Origin of the sequence: Kitasatospora sp. NPDC091207, from assembly GCF_044768625.1 — a bacterium.
Taxonomy (GTDB): Bacteria; Actinomycetota; Actinomycetes; order Streptomycetales; family Streptomycetaceae; genus Kitasatospora.
The window spans coordinates 14,476-37,463 of record NZ_JBIVVS010000045.1 but is presented as its reverse complement, the minus strand read 5'-3'; the positions used below and the strand labels follow the sequence as shown (position 1 = coordinate 37,463).

At 77.0% G+C, this 22,988-nt stretch carries 3 protein-coding genes; 2 read left to right on the top strand and 1 reads right to left on the bottom strand.

Annotation, left to right across the window (positions count from 1 at the left end; translation table 11 throughout):
- Positions 1 to 4,941 (top strand): SDR family NAD(P)-dependent oxidoreductase (locus ACIQTO_RS37130; protein WP_402397922.1); only part of this gene is annotated, 4,941 nt, incomplete at its 5' end.
- A gap of 102 nt (positions 4,942 to 5,043) precedes the next feature.
- On the opposite strand, the gene ACIQTO_RS37125 is transcribed toward ACIQTO_RS37130, so the two are convergent.
- Positions 5,044 to 6,267, bottom strand: coding sequence for a cytochrome P450 (locus ACIQTO_RS37125; RefSeq protein WP_402397920.1), 1,224 nt, complete (start codon positions 6,265 to 6,267; stop codon positions 5,044 to 5,046).
- 290 nt (positions 6,268 to 6,557) lie between these two features.
- Here ACIQTO_RS37125 and ACIQTO_RS37120 point away from each other — a divergent pair, with 290 nt between their 5' ends.
- The gene (locus ACIQTO_RS37120; RefSeq protein WP_402397918.1) at positions 6,558 to 22,976 is read left to right on the top strand and encodes a type I polyketide synthase; all 16,419 of its coding nucleotides are present in this window, start codon (positions 6,558 to 6,560) and stop codon (positions 22,974 to 22,976) included.
- The last annotated feature ends 12 nt before the right edge of the window (positions 22,977 to 22,988 follow it).

Genomic DNA, 22,988 nt, shown 5'->3' with positions numbered 1-22,988 from the left:
TTCGGTCTGGAGGGGCCGGCGGTGACGGTGGACACGGCGTGTTCGTCGTCGTTGGTGGCGTTGCACTGGGCGGCGCAGGCGTTGCGTGAGGGCGATTGCGAGATGGCCCTGGCGGGCGGTGTGACCGTGCTCGCCACCCCGGGGGTGTTCGGCGAGTTCGACCGGCAGGGCGGGCTGGCCTCGGACGGGCGCTGCAAGGCCTTCGCGGCCGGCGCGGACGGCACCGGCTGGGCCGAGGGCGTCGGCGTCCTGCTGGTGGAGCGGCTCTCCACCGCGCGCCGCCACGGGCACGAGGTCCTCGCGGTGCTGCGGGGGAGCGCGGTGAACCAGGACGGTGCGTCGAACGGTCTGACGGCGCCTAACGGTCCCGCTCAGCAGCGGGTGATCCGGCAGGCGCTGGCGAACGCCGGGCTGGAGGCGTCAGAGGTGGACGCGGTGGAGGCGCACGGCACGGGTACCGTGCTGGGGGACCCGATCGAGGCCCAGGCGCTGCTGGCGACGTACGGGCAGGACCGGGTCGGTGAGCCGCTGTGGCTGGGGTCGGTGAAGTCCAACATCGGGCACACCCAGGCCGCCGCCGGTGTGGCCGGGGTGATCAAGATGGTGCAGGCGATGCGGCACGGCGTGCTGCCGGCCACCCTGCACGTGGACGAGCCCTCCGCGCAGGTGGACTGGTCGGCCGGTGCGGTGGAGTTGCTGACCGAGGCCCGGCCGTGGCCGGAGACGGACCGGCCGCGTCGCGCGGGCGTCTCCTCGTTCGGGATCAGCGGCACCAACGCCCACGTCATCATCGAACGCCCCGAACCCGAGCCGGCGTCCGAACCCGCGGGGGACCGGCCGGAGGGTCTCGGCCCCGTGCCGTGGCTGCTGTCGGCGGCCACCGCCGAGGGGCTGCGCCACCAGGCCGACCGCCTGCGGGACTTCGCCACGGACGGCCGCGCGGTGGACGTCCGCGATGTCGGCCGTGCGCTGGCCACCACCCGCGCCGCGCTGGAGCACCGGGCGGTCGTGGTCGGGGCCGACCGGGAGGAGCTGGTCCGGGGGTTGGCCGCCGTCGTCGACGGGGTGCCGAGCGCGGCCGCGGTCTCCGAGGTCGCGGGTGACGGACGGGTGGCGTTCCTGTTCACCGGGCAGGGCGCGCAGCGGGCCGGGATGGGAAGGGATCTCCACGCCCGGTTCCCGGTGTTCGCGGAGGCCTTCGACGCGGTGTGCGCGGAGTTCGACCTGCTGCTGGACCGGCCGGTCAGGGACGTGGTGTTCGAGGGCACCGACCTGGACCTGACGGTGTGGGCGCAGGCCGGACTGTTCGCGGTCGAGGTGGCGCTGTTCCGCCTCCTGGAGTCCTGGGGGGTGGTCCCGGAGGTCCTGCTCGGCCACTCGGTCGGTGAGATCGCCGCCGCTCACGCGGCGGGGGTGTTCTCCCTCCCGGACGCCTGTGCCCTGGTGGCGGCGCGCGGCCGGCTGATGCAGGCACTGCCCGCCGGCGGCGCGATGCTGGCCGTGCAGGTGACCGAGGCCGAGGCGCGGGCGGCGGTCGGCGACCGGCTGGACATCGCGGCCGTCAACGGCCCGGCCTCCGTGGTGGTCTCCGGCGACGCGGAGGTGATCGGGGAGTTCGCGGCCCGGTGGTCGGCGAACGGGGTCAGGACGCGCGGCCTGACGGTCTCGCACGCCTTCCACTCCGCCCTGATGGAGCCGATGCTGGCCGACTTCGCGGCGGTCCTGAAGGGGCTGGCCTTCGCCGAGCCGGGTATCCCGGTCGTGTCGAACCTGACCGGGGCCGTCGCCGGGCCCGGTCTGCTGTCCACCCCGGACTACTGGGTCCGGCAGGTCCGTGAGGCGGTCCGCTTCGCCGACGGCCTCGACACCCTGCACCGGCAGGGCCTGACCCGGTTCGTCGAACTCGGGCCCGACGGCGTGCTGACCGCGCTGGTGGCCCCGATCGTGCCCGACGCCGTCGCCGTGCCGTTGCTGCGCGGCGGGCTCGACGGGACGCGGGCCGCCGTCGGGCGACTGTGGGCGGCCGGGGTTCCGGTGGACTGGGCGGCCGTGCTGCCCGGCGGCCGGCGGGTGGGCCTGCCGACCTACGCCTTCCAGCGGGACCGCTACTGGCCGGACCCGGTGGTGGCGCCGGAACCCGCCGACCCGGTGGAGGAGCGGTTCTGGGCGGCGGTCGAGCGCGAGGACCTCGCCGCGGTCGCCGAGGCCCTGGAGGCCCGGCCGGAGGCGGTGGAGACGGCGCTGGGCGCGCTGTCGTCGTGGCGGCGCCGACGGCGTCAGGACGCGCGCACCGACTCCTGGCGCTACCGCGTCGTGTGGCGGCCGGTGACCGTGCCGTCCGACCGGGCCGCGCTGGGCGGGACCTGGCTGGTCGTGGCGCCGGCCGCCGGGGATGCGGCGGCCGCGGAGCTGGCGGCCGAGGCGCAGGCCGGGCTGGCCGCCGCCGGGGCCCGGACGGTCCGGCTGTCCGTCGACGGCGACCGGACCGACCGGGACGGGAGCGGCGACGGCATCGACCACGACGGGATCGACCGGGACGGGACCGACCGCGCGGAGCTGGCCGCCCGGCTCAGGACGACGCTCGACCGGGTCGGCGAGGTCGCGGGCGTCCTCGGGGTGCTCGGCGACCGGGTGGCCGGGGTGATGACGCTCGCCCAGGCCCTCGACGACACCGGCCTGGACGCCCCGCTGTGGGCCGTCACCTCCGGCGCGGTGTCGACCGATCCGTCGGACCGGCTGAGCGCCCCCGGACAGGCGACCGTCTGGGGCCTCAGCCGGGGCCTGGACCTGGCCGGGCCGGAGCGCCGGGGCGGGATCGTGGACGTCCCCGCGCGGCGGGACGCCACCGTCTGGGACCGGTTCGCGCACGCGCTCGGCGGTGCGGAGCGGGAAGCCGCGATCCGGGCCGGGCAGGTCTTCGCCCGCCGGCTGGTCCCGGCCCCGGCCGGGACGACGGCCGGCGCGGGGGCGGAGCACGTGGTGTGGCCGACCTCGGGCACCGTCCTGGTCACCGGTGGTACCGGTGCGCTCGGCCGACGGGTCGCCCGCCGGCTGGCCGGCCGGGGCGTGCCGCGCCTGCTGCTGGTCGGACGGCGCGGCGCGGACACGCCCGGCATCGCCGAACTGGTCGCCGAACTGGGGGCGGCCGGCACCGAGGTGACGGTGGCGGCCTGCGACGTCGCCGACCGGGACGCGCTCGCCGCGCTGCTGGCGGCCGTCCCCGCGGCGCACCCGCTCACCGCGGTCGTGCACGCGGCCGGGGTCGGCGACGACACCCCGCCGGCCGCGCTCACCCCGGGACGGATCGCCGAGGTGCTGCGACCCACCGTGGACGGCGCCCGCCACCTGCACGAGCTGACCGCGGGCCTGGACCTGGCCGCGTTCGTGCTGTTCTCCTCGGTGGCCGGCGTCTGGGGCGCCGCCCAGCCCGCCCGGGCGGCGGCCAACGCCTACCTGGACGCCCTGGCCGAGGCCCGCCGGGCCGCCGGGCTGGCGTCCACCTCGATCGCCTGGGGGCCGTGGGCCGACGAGAACGGGCTCACCGGCGACGCCGCCGAGCGGCTCGCCCGCACCGGACTGCGGGCGCTGGCGCCGGAGGCGGCCCTGGACCTGTTGGACCGGCTGCCGGACGAGGCCTGCCTGACGGTCGCCGACGTCGACTGGGAGCGGTTCGCCGCCTCGTACACGCTGACCCGGCCGCGCCGGCTGCTGGACGAGATCCCGGGCGCCCGGCGGCCGGACGCCGCCGACGGCGCGGATGCCCGGCCCGGCCGGGCGGACGCGGCGGCGCTGCGCGAACGGCTGGCCGGCCTGCCGGGCGAGGAGTGCGACCGGGTGGTGCTCGACCTGGTCCGCGCCCACGCCGCGACCGTCCTCGGGCACGCCGACGCCGAGGCGATCGGACCGGACCGGCCGTTCCTGGAGCTGGGCGTCAACTCGCTCACCGCGATCGAGCTGCGGGACCGGCTCCGGACGGCCGTCGGGGCGCCGCTGGTGAGCACCGTGGTCTTCGACAGCGGGACGGCGACGGAGCTCGCCCGGCGGGTGCGGGAGGCGCTCGGCGTGGCCGGCAGCGCCGCCGGGCCCCAGGAGCAGACCGGCCTGCTGCGCACCCTCTACGGCGAGTCGATGCGGCAGAACAAGCTCCACAAGTTCATGGAGTTCCTGTCCGACGCGGCCTCGTACCGGCCGATGTTCAGCTCGCCCGACCAGGTGGCCGAGCCGCCGGCCCCGGTGTTCCTGGCCCGCGGTCCGAAGCGGCCGAGGGTGGTGTGCCACACCGGGATGTCGGCGCTCGGCGGTGTGCACGAGTTCGCCCGGCTGGCCGCCTCGTTCAACGGCAGCCACGACGTCGTCGCCCTGCCGCTGCCCGGCTACCGGGACGGGGAGGAGCTGCCCACCAGCCTGGACGTGTCGCTGGACTGGCAGGCCAGGACGCTCGTCGAGGTCGCCGGCGACGCGCCGTTCGTGCTCCTCGGGCACTCCGGCGGCGGGCTGCTCGCCCACGCGCTGACGCACCGCCTGGAGGCGATGGGCGTGCCGGTGGCCGGCGTGGTGCTGGTGGACACCTACCCGATGGACCGTCCGATGCACCAGGAGTGGCTGTCGGAGCTGACCGACGGCACCTTCGGGCGCGAGGAGCTGGCCGTGCCGATGACCGACACCCGGCTGACGGCCCAGGCCTGGTACGGCCGGATGTACCTCGGCTTCCGGGCCGAGGAGGTCGCCGCGCCCACCCTGGTCGTCCGCGCCAGTGACCCGATCGGCGAGTGGACCCGGGAGGACGACTGGCGGGCCACCTGGGACCGGCCGCACAGCACGGTGGACGTCCCCGGCAACCACTTCACGGTGATGATGGAGCACGGTGCCACGACCGCGGCGGCCGTGCGGGAGTGGCTCGGCTCGGTCGCCGGTCCCGGCACGGGCGGCGCGGCCGGCTGACGGCACGGAACTGCCCGGGAGCGTCTCGGACGCTCCCGGGCAGTCGGGTTCTCGTGTTCCCGGGTTCTCGTGTTCCCGGGCGTTCGGCCGCGCGGCGTCCGCTCAGCGGCGGTACGCCACCTTGAGCGGCAGGCTCGTGAGTCCGAGCACGAAGTTGAACCGGGTGTGCCACTCCAGGTCCGGGCCGGCCAGCTCGATCCGCTCGTAGCGCCGCAGCAGCGCCGTGATGGTCATGCACACCTCGGTCCTGCCGAGCATCGCGGCGATGCAGTAGTGCGGCCCGGACCCGAAGGCCAGCGACTTCACGCCCTCGCGGCGCAGATCGAGGCGGTCGGGGTCGGGGAACCTCGCCGGGTCGCGGTGGGCGGCGCCGAGGATCGCCAGGACGACGTCGCCGGCCGGGATCCGCTGCCCGGAGAGGGTGAGGTCCTCGGTCAGGTGCCGGAGGATGATCTGCACCGTGGAGTTGTGGCGGGCCAGTTCCTCGAAGCAGTCGCCGATCATCTCCGGGTTCGCGCGCAGCAGTTCCAGCTGATCGGGGTGGGTGAGCAACGCGTGCACACTGTTGCCGATGACGTTGATCGTGGTCTCGTGCCCCGCGTTGAACAGCAGGAGCACCTGGGCGATCACATCCTCGTCGCTGAGCCCCTCGCCGTCCTCGTCCTTCGCCATCAGCATGGTCAGCACGTCGTCGCGGGGTTCGGCCCGGCGCAGTTCCATCTGGGCCCGGATGTAGGCGCTGAATTCCGGCTCGGCCTCGTTCATCGCGTCCCGCATCTGCGGGGTGATCAGCGGGTCGATGATGTTGGCGATCGCGTTCGTCCACTTCAGGCACTTGTCCGCGTCCTCGACCGGAATGCCGAGCAGACCGCAGATCACCGCGACCGGGACGGGTGCGGCGAGTTGCCCGATCAGGTCGACCTCGCCCTCGCCCATGTCGTCGAGGAGCCGGTCGACGATGCGCTGGATCTCCGGTTCGAGGCGCTGCACCGCACGCGGCGTCACCGCGCGGGCGATGATCCGGCGCAGCTTGCGGTGCTCCTCGCCGTGCTTGACCAGCATCCACCGGCTCAGGCTGCGCATCGCCGGGCTGTCCGGTCCGCCGCGCTGCTCGGCGAACGCCGGGTCGGTGGTCACGCCGGAGGACGCCTGGGGCGCGCGCAGGAAAGCGTCGACGTCGTCGTACCGGGTGAGCGTCCAGAATCCGTACGGTGAATGGTGAATGGGCTCCGTCTCGCGCAGCCGCCGATAGTAGGCGTATCTGTTCCGGTGGAGCTGTGGATCGTTGAGGTCGAAGAGAACCCTGGTCCTTTGTCGCTCAACCATGACCCGGCCAATCATCGCGAGGATATTGTTCCCCAGGCTCGGCCGCGGGTGATGAGGGGTCAACCCCTATCCTTCCCGCCGGCGCGCCGGTCAGGTCCGGGCCGGACCTAAGGGGGAAGCCGGAAGGCTAGGGGTAGTTGGGCGCGAGTGGCCGCGGTTAGCCTTCGTCGGCGGACCGGCGATCGGGTGGCTGGTGCACGCGGCGGCGGCGAAGTCCCGGAATTCCCCGAAACAGGCCGGCCGGTCATCTCAGTCTATTTCGCGCCATCCGTGGAAGAGGGTTTCACCAGATGGTTGACAAGGATACGCTTCGCGATTATCTGAAGCGGGTCACGGCCGATCTCCACCGGACCAGGCAGCGCCTGGCCGATGTCGAGGCGGCGGACGCCGAACCGCTGGCGATCATCGGAATGAGCTGCCGGTTCCCCGGCGGCGTCCGTTCACCGGAGGACCTCTGGCGGCTGGTGGCCGGGGGCGGCGACGCCGTCGGCCCGTTCCCCGAGGACCGCGGCTGGGCCCTGGACCACCTCTTCGACGACGACCCGGAGCAGCCGGCGACCAGCTATGTGCGCGCGGGCGGATTCGTCGCCGGCGCCACCGAGTTCGACCCCGGGTTCTTCGACATCTCGCCCCGCGAGGCGCTGGCGATGGACCCGCAGCAGCGGGTGCTGTTGCAGGCCTGCTGGGAGGCGGTCGAGCGCGCCCGCCTCGACCCGACCACGCTGCGCGGCAGCGACACCGGGGTGTTCATCGGCGCCGGCGACCAGAAGTACACCGCGCTGGTCGCCGGCGCGTCGCACGACGCCGGTGAGGGCCACCTGCTCACCGGTGGGGCCAGCGCCGTCATCTCGGGCCGGGTCTCGTACGCGATGGGCCTGGAGGGCCCGGCGATCACCATCGACACGGCCTGCTCCTCGTCCCTGGTCGCCCTCCACCTCGCCGCCCGCTCGGTCCGGCAGGGCGAGTGCTCGCTGGCGCTGGTCGGCGGTGTCACGATCATGGCCACCCCGGGCGTGTTCACCGAGTTCAGCAAGCAGCGCGGGCTGGCCCAGGACGGCCGCTGCAAGTCGTTCGCGGCCGCGGCCGACGGCACCGGCTGGTCCGAGGGCGTCGGCGTGCTCCTGGTGGAGCGGCTCTCCGAGGCCCGTCGGCTCGGGCACCCGGTGCTCGCGGTGGTACGCGGCTCGGCGGCCAACCAGGACGGCGCCTCCAACGGGCTGACCGCGCCGAACGGGCCGTCCCAGCAGCGCGTGATCATGCAGGCCCTGGCCGGCGCCAAGCTGTCCACCGGGGACGTCGACCTCGTCGAGGCGCACGGCACCGGCACCGAGCTGGGCGACCCGATCGAGGCCCAGGCCCTGCTGGCGACGTACGGCCAGGGCCGCCCGGCCGACCGGCCGCTGTGGCTGGGCTCGGTGAAGTCCAACATCGGGCACACCCAGGCCGCCGCCGGTGTGGCCAGTGTGATCAAGACCGTGATGGCGCTGCGGCACGGCGTGATGCCGGCGACCCTGCACGTGGACGAGCCGACCCCGCACGTGGACTGGTCGGCGGGCGCGGTGGAACTGCTCACCGAGGCCCGGCCGTGGCCGCGGAGCGCCGAGCCCCGGCGGGCGGGCGTGTCGTCCTTCGGGATCAGCGGCACCAACGCCCACGTCATCCTGGAGGAGGCCGCCGACCAGGACCAGGACCAGGACCAGGAGCCGGACCAGGAGCCGGAGTCGGGCCCGGCCGCCGGGGCGCTCCCGTTCGTCCTCGGCGCGAAGAGCGACGCCGGGCTGCGCGGCCAGGCGGCGCGGCTGCGCGCCCTCCTGGCGGCCGACCCGGGCGCCCACCCGGCGGACCTCGGCCGCTCGCTGGCCCTCACCCGCGCCGGGCTGAGCCACCGCGCGGTGGTCGTGGCGGCCGACCGCGCCGACCTGCTGGCCGGCCTGGCGGCGGTGGAGGACGGCGCCGAGAGCGGCCTGGTCGTGCGCGCCGCCGCCCGCACGAGCGGCAAGCTGGCCTTCCTGTTCACCGGTCAGGGCGCGCAGCGGGCCCGGATGGGCGCCGAACTGGCCGCCTCCCGGCCCGTGTTCGCGCAGGCCCTGGCCGAGGTGTGCGAGCGGCTGGACCCGCACTTCGACCCGCCGCTGCGCGCCGTGCTCGACGCCGAGCCCGGCAGCGACACCGCGGCGCTGCTGGACCGGACCGCCTACACCCAGGCGGCGCTGTTCGCCGTCGAGGTGGCGCTGTACCGGCTGGTGAGCGCCCACGGGGTCACCCCCGACTACCTGCTCGGCCACTCGGTGGGCGAGGTCGCCGCCGCGCACGTGGCCGGGGCGCTCTCCCTCGACGACGCCTGCGTACTGGTCGCCGCGCGCGGCCGGCTGATGCAACGGATGCCCGAGGGCGGCGCGATGGTCGCCGTGGAGGCCGGCGAGGCGGAGGTCCGCGAGGCGCTGGCCGGGGCGGCCGGCGCGGTCGCCGTGGCCGCCGTCAACGGCCCGGCCTCGACGGTCGTCTCCGGCGACCGCGCGGCGGTCCTGGAGCTCGCCGCCCAGTGGCGCGAACGCGGGCTGCGGACCTCGGAGTTGCGGGTCTCGCACGCGTTCCACTCGCCGCACATGGACGGCATGCTGGCGGAGTTCCGCGCGGTCGTCGCCGGGCTGGCCTTCCGGCCGCCCGCGATCCCGATCGTCTCCAACCTCACCGGCGCGCCCGTCGCCGCCGAGCGACTGGCCGACCCGGACCACTGGACCGGGCAGGTCCGCGAGACCGTCCGGTTCGCCGACGGCGTCCGGTGGCTGGACGAGCGGGGTGTCACCCGCTACCTCGAACTCGGACCGGACGGCGTGCTCAGCGGCATGGCCCGCGGCTGCCTCGCCCACCACGACGACGCCCTGTTCGTGGCGCCGCTGCTGCGCCGCGACCGGCCCGAGGAGCTGAGCGTCACCACCGCGCTCGCCGGGCTGCACGCGCACGGCGGCGCGGTCGACTGGGCCGGGTTCTTCGGCGCCGGCCGCCGGCTGGACCTGCCGACGTACGCCTTCGAGACCGCACCGTACTGGCCGAACACCGCCGCCTGGCGCGGCGACGTGACGGCGGCCGGTCTGAGCGCCACCGGCCACCCGCTGATCGGCGCCGGGATCGGCCTGGCCGGCGGTGACGAACTGCTGTTCACCGCGCGGCTCTCGGTCGACTCCCACCCGTGGCTGGCCGGCCACCGGGTGCACGGCCGGACGGTGGTCCCGGGCACCGCCTTCGTCGAGCTGGCCGTCCACGCGGGCGACCAGGTCGGCTGCGGTGACGTGGACGAGCTGGTCCTGGAGACCCCGCTGGTGCTCCCCGGGCGCGGCGCGGTCCAGGTGCAGGTGGCCGTCGGCGCCGCCGCCGCGGACGGCCGTCGCACCGTCTCGGTGCACGCCCGCCCCGAGGACCGGGCCGACGGCAGCTGGCCGGACCGGCCGTGGACCCGGCACGCGACCGGTGTGCTGGCCCCCGCCCCCGCCACCGCCGCGGGCGCGGCCGTCGCGGCCGCACCGGAGCAGTGGCCCCCCGCCGGCGCCGTCGCGGCCGACGTCGACGCCGTGTACGCGCTGCTGGACGCGGCCGGCCTGGCGTACGGCGAGGCGTTCCGCGGTCTGACCGCCGCCTGGCGGGACGGGGACGGCATCCTGGTCGAGGCGCGGGCGCCCGAGCCGGCGCAGGCCCGCCGCTACGGTCTGCACCCGGCGCTGCTGGACGCCGTCCTGCACGCGCTGGCGGTGCGCCCGCCGGGCGCCGGGGCCGCCGGCGGCCCCGGGGTGACCGCCGGGCTGCCGTTCTCGTGGAGCGGTGTGGCCCTGCGGGGTTCGGGCGCCGCCGCGGTGCGGGCCCGGCTCACCCCGCTGGGCGAGGACGCGCTGTCCCTGGTGGCCTGGGACGGTGACGGGCAGCCGGTCGTCACCGTGGAGCGCCTGGTGCTGCGGGCGGCGACGACCGCCGGGGCGGCCGCCGAGCGGGCCGGGCTGTACCGGGTGGACTGGCGACGGCCGGCCGTCGGCGGAGCCGAGGTCACCGTGCCGGCGGACCTCGCGGTGCTGGAGGCCGGCGACGGGCTCGCGGCGGCGGTCGACGACGACGGCCACGCGCCCGGCATCGTCGTGCTGCCCTGCCCGGCGGGCTCGGCGCAGGAGGCCGTCACCCGGGTCCTGGCCGTGCTCCAGGACTGGCTGGCCGACGACCGGTTCGCCGCCGGACGGCTGGTGGTGCTCACCCGGGACGCGGTCGCCGCCGCCCCCGGCGACCCGGTCACCGACCCGGCCGGCGCGGCCGTGTGGGGCCTGGTGCGCACCGCGCAGACCGAGAACCCCGACCGGTTCGTGCTGCTCGACGCCCCGGCCGGGGCCGTGCCGGCCGAGCTGCTGACCGCCGCCGTCGCCTGTGGTGAGCCGCAACTGGCGCTTCGTGACGGCGAGTTCACCGCCGCCCGGCTGGTCCGGGCCGCCCTGCCCGGCGGACTCCCGGCCCCCGCCGGCGCCGCCGGCTGGCGGCTGGACACCCGGGCGCCGGGCACCCTGGAGGCCCTCGAACTGCTGCCGGTCGACCCGGCGACACCGCTGGGCTCCGGCGCGGTACGCCTGGGCGTGCGCGCGGCGGGCCTGAACTTCCGTGACGTGCTGGGCGCGCTCGGCATGTACCCGGGTGACGTCGTGCTCGGCGGCGAGGCCGCCGGCGTGGTGCTGGAGGTCGGACCGGACGTCGAGGGGCTCGCGCCCGGCGACCGGGTGTTCGGGCTCTGCCCGGCCGCGTTCGGCCCCACGGCGGTCACCGATCACCGGCTGCTCGCGCCGATGCCCGCGGACTGGACCTTCGCCGAGGCCGCGGCCGTGCCGATCGCCTACGCCACCGCGTACTACGGCCTGGTCGACCTGGCCGGCCTGCGGGCGGGCGAGTCGGTGCTGATCCACGCCGCCGCGGGCGGCGTCGGGACCGCCGCCGTGCAGGTCGCCCGGCACCTCGGCGCGGAGGTCTTCGGCACCGCCGGCCCGGCCAAGTGGCACGCGGTCCGCGCGCTGGGCGTCGCCGAGGACCGGATCGCCTCGTCGCGCGACACCGGCTTCGCCCGCCGCTTCGCCGAACTGACCGACGGTCGCGGCATGGACGTGGTGCTGGACGCGCTGGCGGGCGAGTTCGTCGACGCCTCGCTCGGCCTCCTGCCGCGCGGCGGCCGCTTCATCGAGATGGGCAAGACCGACGTCCGCGACGCCGACGAGGTCGCCGCCCGCCACCCCGGGGTCCGCTACCGGGCCTTCGACCTGATCGAGGCCGGGCCGGAGCGGATCGGCGAGATCCTCGGCACGCTGCTGGAGCTGTTCCGCTCCGGCGCGCTGCGGCTGCCGCCGCTGCGCGCCTGGGACGTGCGGACGGCCCCCGAGGCGTTCCGCCACCTCAGCCAGGCCCGCCACATCGGCAAGGTCGTCCTCACCCTGCCGCGCCCGTTCGACCCGGACGGCACGGTGCTGGTCACCGGGGGCACCGGCGGACTCGGCCGGGTGCTCGCCGAGCACCTGGTGACGGCGCACGGGATCCGGCACCTCACCCTGCTCAGCCGCGGCGGCCCGGCGGCCGAGGGCGCGGCCGCGCTCACCGGGGCCCTGGCCGCGCTCGGCGCACGGGCCGAGGTGGTCGCCTGCGACGCCGCCGACCGGGACGCGCTCGCCGGGGCGCTGGCCGCCCTCACCCGCCCGCTGACCGGGGTGTTCCACCTCGCCGGCGTGGTGGACGACGCGGTGGTCACCGGACTGACCCCGGAGCGGGCCGGCGCCGTCCTGCGCGCCAAGGCGGACGCCGCCGCCCACCTGGACGAACTGACCCGGCACACGGACCTGGCCGCGTTCGTGCTCTTCTCCTCCGCCGCGGGCACCCTGGGCAGCGCCGGGCAGGGCGGCTACGCCGCGGCCAACGCCTACCTCGACGCCCTGGCCCACCGCCGCCGCGCCGCCGGGCTGCCCGCCCTGTCGCTGGCCTGGGGCGCGTGGCAGGACACGGCGGGCATGACCAGCCGGCTCACCGAGGCCGACCGCGAGCGGATCGGCCGCTCCGCCTTCCCGCCGCTCACCGTCGAGCGCGCGCTCGCGGCACTGGACGCGGCGCTCGGCCTGCCCCACCCGGCGCTGGTCCCGACCGAGCTGGACCCGGCCGCCCTCACCGCGGCCGCCGGCGCCCTGCCGCCGATCCTGCGCGACCTCGTGCGCGGCGCCGCCCGGCGGGTCTCGGGCGGCGCCGCGGCCGTGGCCGGCTCCTCCTTCGCCCAGCGGCTGGCCGCCCTCGGCGCGGACGACCGGGCGCGGCTGCTGCTGGACGAGGTACGCGCCCAGGCGGCCGCCGTCCTCGGCTTCGCCGGGCCCGAACCGGTCGACCCGAAGCGGGCGTTCAAGGAACTGGGCGTCGACTCGCTGACCGCGGTCGAACTGCGCAACCGGCTGGCCGCCGTCACCGGCCTGCGCCTGTCGGCGACGCTCGTCTTCGACCACCCGACCCCGGCCCTCGTCGCCGCCGAGCTCGGCCGCGAACTCCTCGGCGAGCCCGAGGCGGCCGTACCCGGTACGGCCCTGCCCGGCACGGCCGCGCCGGCCACCACCCCGGCCGACGACCCGATCGCGATCATCGGCATGAGCTGCCGCCTGCCGGGCGGCGCCGACACGCCCGAGGGCCTGTGGCGGATCGTCAGCCGGGGCATCGACGCGATGTCGCCGGTGCCCGCCGACCGCGGCTGGGACCTGAGCGCCTTCCCGGAGGGTTTCGCCGCCGGCGTCGACGGCGGCTTCGTCGACGGCATGGCCGACTTCGACCCCGGGTTCTTCGGCATCAGCCCGCGTGAGGCGCTGGCGATGGACCCGCAGCAGCGGCTGCTGCTGGAGACGGCCTGGGAGGCGATCGAGAGCGCCGGGATCGACCCGACCTCGCTGCACGGCACGCCGACCGGAGTCTTCGTCGGCAACGCGACCACCGGCTACAGCGTCGGCGCCACCGAGGTGCCCGAGGGCATCGGCCCGCACCTGATGCTCGGCACCGCCGCCAGTGTGACGTCCGGCCGGGTCGCGTACACGCTCGGCCTGGAGGGCCCGGCCCTGTCCATCGACACGGCCTGTTCGTCCTCGCTGGTCGCGCTGCACACGGCGGGCGAGGCGCTCGGCCGCGGCGACTGCTCCCTCGCGCTGGTCGGCGGTGTGACGCTGATGGTCGTGCCGACCATGTTCGTCGAGGGGAACCAGGGCGGCGCGGTCTCCACCGACGGCCGCTGCAAGGCGTTCGCCGCCGCCGCGGACGGCACCGGCTGGGGCGAGGGCGCCGGCATGCTGCTGGTCGAGCGGCTCTCCGACGCCCGCCGGCACGGGCACCCGGTCCTGGCCCTGGTCCGCGGCACGGCGGTCAACCACGACGGCGCCAGCAACGGGCTCACCGCGCCCAACGGCCGGGCGCAGCAGCGGGTCATCCGGCAGGCGCTGAGCGCCGCCCGGCTCGCTCCCGGCGACATCGACGCCATCGAGGCGCACGGCACCGGGACGGAGCTGGGCGACCCGATCGAGGCCCGCGCGCTGCAGGCGGTCTACGGCCGGGAGCGCGAGGCCGACCGCCCGGTCTGGCTCGGTTCGGTCAAGTCCAACATCGGGCACACCCAGTCCGCGGGCGGTGTCGCCGCGGTGATCAAGATGGTGCAGGCGATGCGGCACGAGCTGCTGCCCGCCACCCTGCACGTGGACGAGCCGACCCCGCACGTGGACTGGTCGGCGGGCGCGCTGCGGCTGCTCACCGAGCCGGTGCCGTGGCCGCGCGACGGACGGGCCCGCCGGGCGGGCGTCTCCTCGTTCGGGATGAGCGGGACCAACGTCCACGTCATCCTCGAAGAGGCCCCGGCCCCGGTCCTGGCCCCGACCCCGGAGACGGCCCCGGCCGCACCGGTGCTCGCCGGCGCCCCCACGCCGTGGCTGCTGTCCGCCCGGGGCGGGCCGGCGCTGCGCGCCCAGGCCGCGCGGCTGCGCGACCACCTGGCGTCCCGGCCGGAGGCGACCGTGGCGGAGGTGGCGCGGGCGCTGTCGACCGGCCGGTCCACCTTCGACCACCGGGCGGTGCTGCTCGCCGACGACCGGGAGTCCTTCGCCGAGCTGCTGGACGCGCTGGCCGAGGACCGCCCGGCCGACGCCCTGGTGCGCGGGACCGCCGCCCCCGGCGACCGGACCGTGTTCGTCTTCCCCGGCCAGGGCACCCAGTGGGCCGGCATGGCCACCGGACTGCTGGACGCCTCCGAGGTGTTCCGCGACTCCGTCCACGCCTGCGACGCGGCCCTGGCGCGGTACGCCGACTGGTCGGTGGAGGACGTGCTGCGCGGCGCCGAGGGCGCTCCGCCGATCGAGCGGATCGACGTCGTCCAGCCCGTGCTGTTCACCATGATGGTCTCGCTGGCCGCGCTCTGGCGCTCCCACGGCATCACCCCCGACGCCGTGGTGGGGCACTCCCAGGGCGAGATCGCGGCGGCCCACGTCGCGGGCGCGCTCACGCTGTCCGACGCGATGAAGATCGTCGCGCTGCGCAGCAAGCTCCTCACCGCGCTCGCCGGCCACGGCGCCATGGCCTCGGTGTCGCTGCCCGAGGCCGAGGTGGCCGCACGGATCGGCGCCTGGCCCGGCGAGCTGCACATCGCGGCCGTCAACGGCCCGCGGTCGACGGTCGTCGCCGGTGACCCGCCGACGGTCGACGCGTTCGTCGAGGCGCTGGCCGCCGAGGACGTGCGGGTGCGCAAGGTCCGGGTCAACGGCGCCGGCCACTCGCCGCAGGTCGAACCGCTGCGTGACGCGGTGCTGGCCGCGCTCGCCGGCATCACGCCCCGGGCCGCCGACACCGCCTTCTACTCCACGGTGACCGGCGGCGCCCTCGACACCACCGAACTGGACACCGCCTACTGGTACCGCAACATGCGCGAGCCGGTCCGGTTCGCCCACGCCGTCCGGGCCCTGCTGGCGGACGGCTACCGCGCGTTCGTCGAGTCCAGCCCGCACCCGGTGCTGGGCCCCGGCGTGCAGGAGCTGGCCGACGAGGTCCCCGGCGCGGGCGACGCGACCGTGCTCGCCACGCTGCGCCGCGACCAGGGCGGCCCGGCCCGGATCCTGCGCTCCCTCGCGGAGGCGCACGTCCACGGCCGTGCCCCGGACTGGTCGGTGCTGCTCGGCGGCCCGCGGCCGGGCCTCGTGGAGCTGCCCACCTACGCGTTCCAGCGGCAGCGGTACTGGCTCGACCTCCCGGCCGCGCACGGCACGGTGGCCGGCGACGCCGTCCGCGACCCGGCCGAGGAGCGCTTCTGGGAGGCGGTGTCCGGGGCCGACCCGGCCGGGCTGGCCGAGGCGCTCGGCGTGGACGACCCGGCCGCCCGCGCCGCGCTGGCCGCCGCCGCGCCCGCGCTGCCGGTGCTCTCCTCCTGGCGGGCGCGCCGCCGCGACGGCTCCACCGTCGACACCTGGCGCTACCGGGTGCGCTGGCGGCGGATCGCCCGCACCGGCGCGGCGCCGCTCACCGGCACCTGGCTGCTCGTCACCCCGGCCGACGGGGCCGACGAGGCCGCCGACTGGTGCGCGCGCGCCCTGGCCGGGCACGGGGCCCGCGTCGTGCGGGTCTCGCCCGCCGCCGCCGACGCGTCGGGCGCCGGCCTCGCCGAGCGGATCGCCGCGGTCCCGGCCGACGAGGTGACCGGCGTGCTCTCCCTGCTGGCCCTGGACGACCGGGCGCACCCGGAGCACCCGGTGCTCTCCCGGGGCCTGGCCGCCACCCTGGCCCTGGTCCGGGCGGTCGAGGCGGCCGGGACGCCGGGGCCGCTGTGGCTCGCCACCCGCGGCGCGGTCTCGGTCGGCACCGCCGACCCGCTGACCCGCCCGGAGCAGGCGGCGGTCTGGGGCCTCGGCCTGGTCGCCGGGCTGGAACTTCCCGGCCGCCGGATCGGCCTGCTCGACCTCCCGGCGGACCTGGACGACCGCGCGCCGGCCCGGCTGGCCGCCGTGGCGGCCGGCGGGACGGACGAGGACCAGGTCGCGCTGCGCGCCGCCGGCGTCTTCGGCCGCCGGATGGTCCGGGCGCCCCGCGAGGGCGCACCGCGCCCGGACGCCTGGCGGCCGCGCGGCACCGTGCTGATCACCGGCGGGACGGGCGCGCTCGGCGCCCGGGTGGCCCGCCGGCTGGCGCGGGCCGGTGCCGAACGGCTGGTGCTGGCCGGCCGGCGCGGGCCGGCCGCCCCCGGCACCGACGCCCTGGTCGCGGAGCTGGCCGCGCTCGGCGCCGACGTCCGGGTCGAGGCCGTGGACGTCGCGGACCGGGCCGCCGTGGCCGCCCTGCTGGAGCGGCTGCCGGAGCTGACCGCGGTCGTGCACGCGGCCGGTGTCGCCCAGAGCACGCCCGTCCTGCACACCGACGTCGCGGAACTGGCCGCGACCCTGGAGGCCAAGGTCGCGGGCGCCGTCCACCTGCACGAACTCGCCGGGGACGGCCTGGAGGCCTTCGTCCTGTTCTCCTCCGGCGCGGCCGTCTGGGGCGGCAGCGGACAGGCGGCCTACGCGGCCGCCAACGCCCGCCTCGACGCGCTGGCCCAGCACCGGCGGTCCCTCGGACAACGCGCCACCTCGGTCTCCTGGGGCGGCTGGGCCGGCGGCGGCATGGCCACCGGCGAGGCCGTCGCCGTGCTCGGACGGCGCGGTCTCGGCCTGATGGACCCGCAGCTCGCGCTGACCGCGCTCGACCAGGCGCTCACCGACGACGAGACGCTGCTGACCGTCGCCGACATCGACTGGGCCGCCTTCACCCCGGCCTACGGCGCGGCCCGGCGGCGGCCGCTGATCAGCGAGATCCCCGAGGCGCGGGACGCGCTCGCCGACCCGGAGCCGGAGAGCGCCGGCCCCTCGGCGGAGGGCGAGTTCGCGCAGCGGCTCGCGGCCCTGCCGCAGGGGGAGCGCGGCCGGGTGATCCTCGACCTGGTCCGCACCCACACCGCCGCGGTGCTCGGCTACGCCGGACCCGGGGACGTCGAGCCCGGCCGGGCCTTCCGCGAGGTCGGCCTGGACTCGATCATGGCGGTCGAGGTCCGCAACCGGCTGCGCACGGCCACCGGGCTGCGGCTGTCGGCCACGCTGGTCTTCGACCACCCGTCACCGGCCGCCGTGGCCGGACACCTGGCCACCCGGCTGCTCGGCGACGCGGCCCCGGCCCCGGCCGCCGCCGCGCCGCAGGCCGGCCCGCGCCCCGACGACGACCCGATCGCGATCGTCGGCATCGGCTGCCGCTTCCCCGGCGGCGTCCGGTCGCCGGAGGACCTGTGGGACCTGGTCCTGGACCGCCGGGACGCGATCACGCCGTTCCCCACCGACCGCGGCTGGGACCTCGACGCGCTCTACCACCCGGACCCCGACCGGCCCGGCACCTCCTACGTCCGGGAGGGCGGCTTCCTCGACGGCGCCGGCCACTTCGACGCCGAGTTCTTCGGCATCAGCCCGCGCGAGGCGATCACCCTGGACCCCCAGCAGCGGGTGCTGCTGGAGGCGTCCTGGGAGGCGCTGGAGCGGGCCAGGATCAACCCGGCGACGATCGCCGGCAGCCGGGCCGGCGTCTTCGTCGGCACCTCCTTCCAGGGCTACGGCGTCGACGCGGACCACGGCATCTCCGCCTCCGAGGGCTTCTTCCTGGCCGGTACCGGCACCGCCGCGGTGTCCGGGCGGCTCTCGTACACCCTGGGGCTGGAGGGCCCGGCGGTCACCGTGGACACGGCCTGCTCCTCCTCGCTGGTGGCGCTGCACCTCGCCTGGCAGGCGCTGCGGCAGGGCGAGTGCTCACTGGCCCTGGCCGGCGGCGTGACCGTGCTGCCCACCCCGGTCTCCTTCACCGAGTTCAGCCGCCAGCGGGGCCTGGCACCGGACGGCCGCTGCAAGCCGTTCGCGGCCTCCGCCGACGGCACCAACTGGGGCGAGGGCGTCGGTGTGGTGGTCCTGGAGCGCCTCTCGGACGCCCGCCGCAACGGGCACCCCGTGCTGGCCCTGTACACCGGGTCGGCGACCAACCAGGACGGCGCGTCCAACGGCCTGACCGCGCCCAACGGGCCGTCCCAGCAGCGGGTGATCATGCAGGCGCTGGCCGGCGCCGGGCTGCGGCCGGCCGACGTCGACCTGGTCGAGGCGCACGGCACGGGCACCTCGCTGGGCGACCCGATCGAGGCGCAGGCCCTGCTCGCGACGTACGGTCAGGACCGCCCGCGGGACCGCCCGGTGTGGCTCGGGTCGCTGAAGTCGAACATCGGGCACACCCAGTCCGTCTCGGGCGTCGCGGGCGTCATCAAGACCGTCATGGCGCTGCGCGCCGGCGTCCTGCCGCCGACCCTGCACGTGGACGAGCCGACCCCGCACGTCGACTGGTCGGCGGGCCGGGTCGAGCTGCTGACCGAGACCCGCCCCTGGCCGGCGACCGAGGGGCCGCGGCGCGCGGGCGTCTCCTCCTTCGGCGGGACGGGGACGAACGCGCACGTCGTCCTGGAGCAGGCCCCGGAGCCCGACCAGGAGCCCCGCGGCGGCCGCGCGCACGACCGACTGCCCTTCGTGCTCTCCGCCCGGGACGAGGCGGCCCTCCGGGCCCAGGCCGACCGGCTCGTGGCGCGGCTCGACGCCGAACCGGAGGTGGACCTCGGCGACCTGGCCCACGCGCTGGCGACCACCCGGACGCCGTTCCACGAGCGTGCCGTCGTCCTGGCCGCCGACCCGGCGGAGCTGCGCGCCGGCCTCGCCGGGCTGGCCTCGGGGCAGCCGCCGGAAGGAGTGCTGACCGGCTCCGCCGTGGACGGCCGGACGGTGTTCGTCTTCGCCGGCCAGGGCGCGCAGTGGGCCGGCATGGCCGCGGCGCTGATGGACTCCTCGGAGGTCTTCACCGCGAGCATCACCGCGTGCGACGAGGCCCTCGCCCCGTACACCGACTGGTCCCTGGTGGACGTCGTGCGCGGCGTCGAGGGCGCGGCCCCGCTGGAGCGGGTGGACGTGGTGCAGCCGGCGCTGTGGGCGATGATGGTCTCGCTGGCCGCGGTCTGGCGCTCGTGGGGCGTCGAACCCGACGCCGTGATCGGCCACTCGCAGGGCGAGATCGCCGCCGCCTGCGTGATCGGCGCGCTGACGCTGGAGGAGGCCGCCCGGGTGGTGGCCGAGCGCAGCCGGGCGCTCACGGCCCTGTCCGGCAAGGGCGGCATGGCCTCGGTCGCGCTGCCCGCCGCGCGGGTCGAGGAGCTGATCGGCGGCTGGGACGGACGGATCTCCGTCGCCGCGGTGAACGGGCCCGCCTCCGTGGTGGTCTCGGGCGAGACCGGGGCCCTGGCGGAGTTCCTCGCCGCGGCCGAGGCCGACGGGATCCGGGTCCGCCGGATCGCCGTCGACTACGCCTCGCACTCGGCCCAGGTCGAGGAGATCGAGGACCGGCTGGTCACGGCGCTCGCCGGGCTCACCCCGCGCTCCTCGGCGATCTCCTTCCACTCCACCGTGCTGGGCCGCTGGACGGACACCGCCGAGCTGGACGCCGGGTACTGGTACCGCAACCTGCGCACCACCGTCGGCTTCGAGCAGGCCGTGCGCGCCGTCGCGGCCGACGGCTACCGGCACTTCGTCGAGGCCAGCCCGCACCCGATGCACACCGTGGGCATCCAGGAGACGCTGGACGACCTCGACGAGACCGTCACCGGCGGCGGCGCCGTGGTCGGCTCACTGCGGCGCGACCAGGGCGGGCCGGACCGGCTGCGGGCCTCCGCCGCGGCGGCGCACGTGCGCGGCCTCGCCGTCGACTGGACGAAGCTGTTCGGCCACCTCGACACCCGGCCCGTCGACCTGCCCACCTACCCGTTCCAGAGCCGGCGCTACTGGCTCGGCGGCGCCGGCTCCGGCCGGAGCGACGCCGCCACGGCCGGGCTGGGCGCGACCGGGCACCCGCTGCTCGGCGCCGCCGCGGACCTGGCCGGGCTGGACGCCGTCCTGATGACCGGCCGGCTGTCCCACCGCTCCCACCCCTGGCTGGCCGACCACGCCGTGCTCGGCACGGTCCTGCTGCCCGGCACGGCGTTCGTCGAACTCGCGCTGCAGGCCGGCGAGCAGGTCGGCTGCGGCTTCGTCGAGGAGCTGACGCTGGAGGCCCCGCTGCTCCTCCCGGAGCGCGCGGCGGTGCTCCTCCAGGCCGTCGTCCAGGCCCCGGACGACGACGGCCGGCGGGTGCTGAGCGTGTACGCGCGCCCGGACGACGGCACCGCCGACTCCGGCGCGGACGGCTGGACCCGGCACGCCACCGCCACCCTGGCACCGGCGCCGCCGGCCCCGGAGCCCACGCTCCAGGAGTGGCCGCCCCGGGGCGCCGTCCCGGTCGACCTCGGCGGCTTCTACGAGGAGCTGACCACCCGCGGCTACGCGTACGGCCCGACCTTCCAGGGCCTGCGCGCGGCCTGGCGGCGCGACGAGGAGATCTTCGCGGAGGTGGAGCTGCCGGAGCCCGGGCCGGACGCCGAGCGCTTCGGGGTGCACCCCGCCCTGCTGGACGCGGCGCTGCACGGCATCGGCATGCTGCGGGCGCTGCGCGAGTCCGGGGGCGGCGAACGGGCCCGGGCCGAGCTGCCGTTCGCCTGGCGAGGGGTCGGCTGCCACCGGCGGGGCGTCACCTCGCTGCGGGTCCGGCTGGCGTTCGCCGGGTCGGACGGGATCACCGTCGAGGCCGCGGACGCCACCGGGCTCCCCGTCGCCGCAGTGGAGGCGCTCGTCTCCCGGCCGGTGCCGGACGGCCTCGGCACCGCTCCCGCCCCCGACCGGTCACTGTTCCACGTCGAGTGGACCGCCTCCGGCCCCGCCCGGGCCACCCCGGGCGGCCGCCTCCTGCTGGTCGGTGACGACCCGTCCGACCTCGGTGGCCGGCTGGCGGCGGCCGGGGCCGTGGTGGAGCGTCACGACGACCTCGACGCGGTGGCGGCCGCCCTGGCCGGCGACGCCGAGGCGGCGACCGTCCTCGTCCCGATGACGGGCCCGGCCGGCGGCGACCCGGCCGAGGCGGTCCGCACCGCCACGCACACGGCACTGGGCCTGGCCCAGCGGTGGGTCACCGACGACCGCTTCGGCTCCGCGCGCCTGGTGCCGGTCACCCGGGGCGCCGTCGCGGCCGACCCGGGCGAGCGCGTCGGCGACCTGCCCGCCGCGGCGGTGTGGGGGCTGCTGCGCTCGGCCCAGTCCGAGCATCCCGGCCGGTTCGTGCTGCTCGACGAGGACGGCCACGCCGACACGGCCCCCGCCGTGCTCGCCGCGCTGGGCACCGACGAGGGCCAGGCCGCGCTGCGCGCCGGTGCCGTCCGCGTCCCGCGGCTGGCCCGGCCGGCCGCGCCGACCCGGCCGGACACCCCGGTGTTCGACCCGGACGGCACGGTGCTGGTCACCGGCGGGACGGGCACCCTGGGCATGGCGCTGGCCCGGCACCTGGTGACCGTCCACGGCGTCCGCCGGCTGGTGCTGACCAGCCGGCGCGGGCCGCAGGCCCCGGGCGCGGCCGAGCTGACGGCCGAACTGGCCGCCCTGGGCGCGAGCGCCGAGGTCGCGGCCTGCGACGTCGGCGACCGCGCGGCGGTGGCCGAACTGCTGGCCCGGATCCCCGCCGACGCCCCGCTGCGCACCATCGTGCACGCGGTCGGCGAACTGGACGACGGCGTGCTCGCCGCGCTCGACCCGGCGCGCCTCGACCGGGTGCTGCGCGCCAAGGTCGGCGGCGCGCTGCACCTGGACGAGCTGACCCGCGGCTCCGAGCTGTCCGGCTTCTACCTCTTCTCCTCGGCGGCGGCCACCTTCGGCGGCGCGGGCCAGGCGAACTACGCCGCGGCCAACGCCTTCCTGGACGCCTTCGCCCAGGCCCGCCGGGCCGACGGGCTCGACGCGGTCTCCTTCGCCTGGGGGCCGTGGGCCCAGCCGACCGGGATGACCGGGAACCTGACCGAGCTGGATCTCAACCGGGTGCGACGGCTCGGGATGACGCCGATGGCCACCGCGGAGGGCCTGGCCCTGTTCGACGCGGGGCTCGCCGCCGGCCGGGCCGTGGTCGTCCCGATCAACCTGAACACCGCCGGACTGCGGACCGGGGGCCCGGTGCCCCCGCTGCTGCGCGGCCTGATCCCGGCGGCACCGGCGGGGACCGGCCGCGCCGGCGCCCCCGCCCGCGATCCGCTGCTGCCCGAGCGGCTGGCCGGCCTCTCCGACAAGGAGCGGCTGGAAACCCTGCTCGACCTGGTCCGCACCCAGGCCGCCATGGTCCTGGGCCACGACTCGGCGCGTTCGGTCGGCGCCGAACGGGGCTTCCTGAAGATGGGCATGGACTCGCTGACCGGGGTCGAGCTGCGCAACCGGCTGGCCGCGGCGACCGGGCTGCGGCTGCCGGCGACGCTGATCTTCGACTACCCCACGTCGCTGGACCTGGCGCGCTACCTCCGGGGCGAGCTCGCCCCGGCGCCGGCCACCCGGCCCACCGGGGCCCTGGACGAACTGGCCAGGTTCGAGGAGGCCCTGAAGAACGTCGGTACCGACGACGCCGAGCGGGCCGAGGTCGGCCTGCGCCTGCGCGAGCTGGCGGCCCGCTGGAGCGACCTCGGTACGACCGACAGCGCGGCGAGCCTGGAGACGGCGACCGCGGAGGAACTGTTCCAGATCCTCGACCAGTCGCAGTGAGATCCGGGGGAG

Excerpts from the sequence above, each read along its gene's own strand:
- ACIQTO_RS37125 (WP_402397920.1), bottom strand. The coding sequence starts at position 6,267 with ATGGTTGAGCGACAAAGGACCAGGGTTCTCTTCGACCTCAACGATCCA.
- ACIQTO_RS37120 (WP_402397918.1), top strand. The coding sequence starts at position 6,558 with ATGGTTGACAAGGATACGCTTCGCGATTATCTGAAGCGGGTCACGGCC.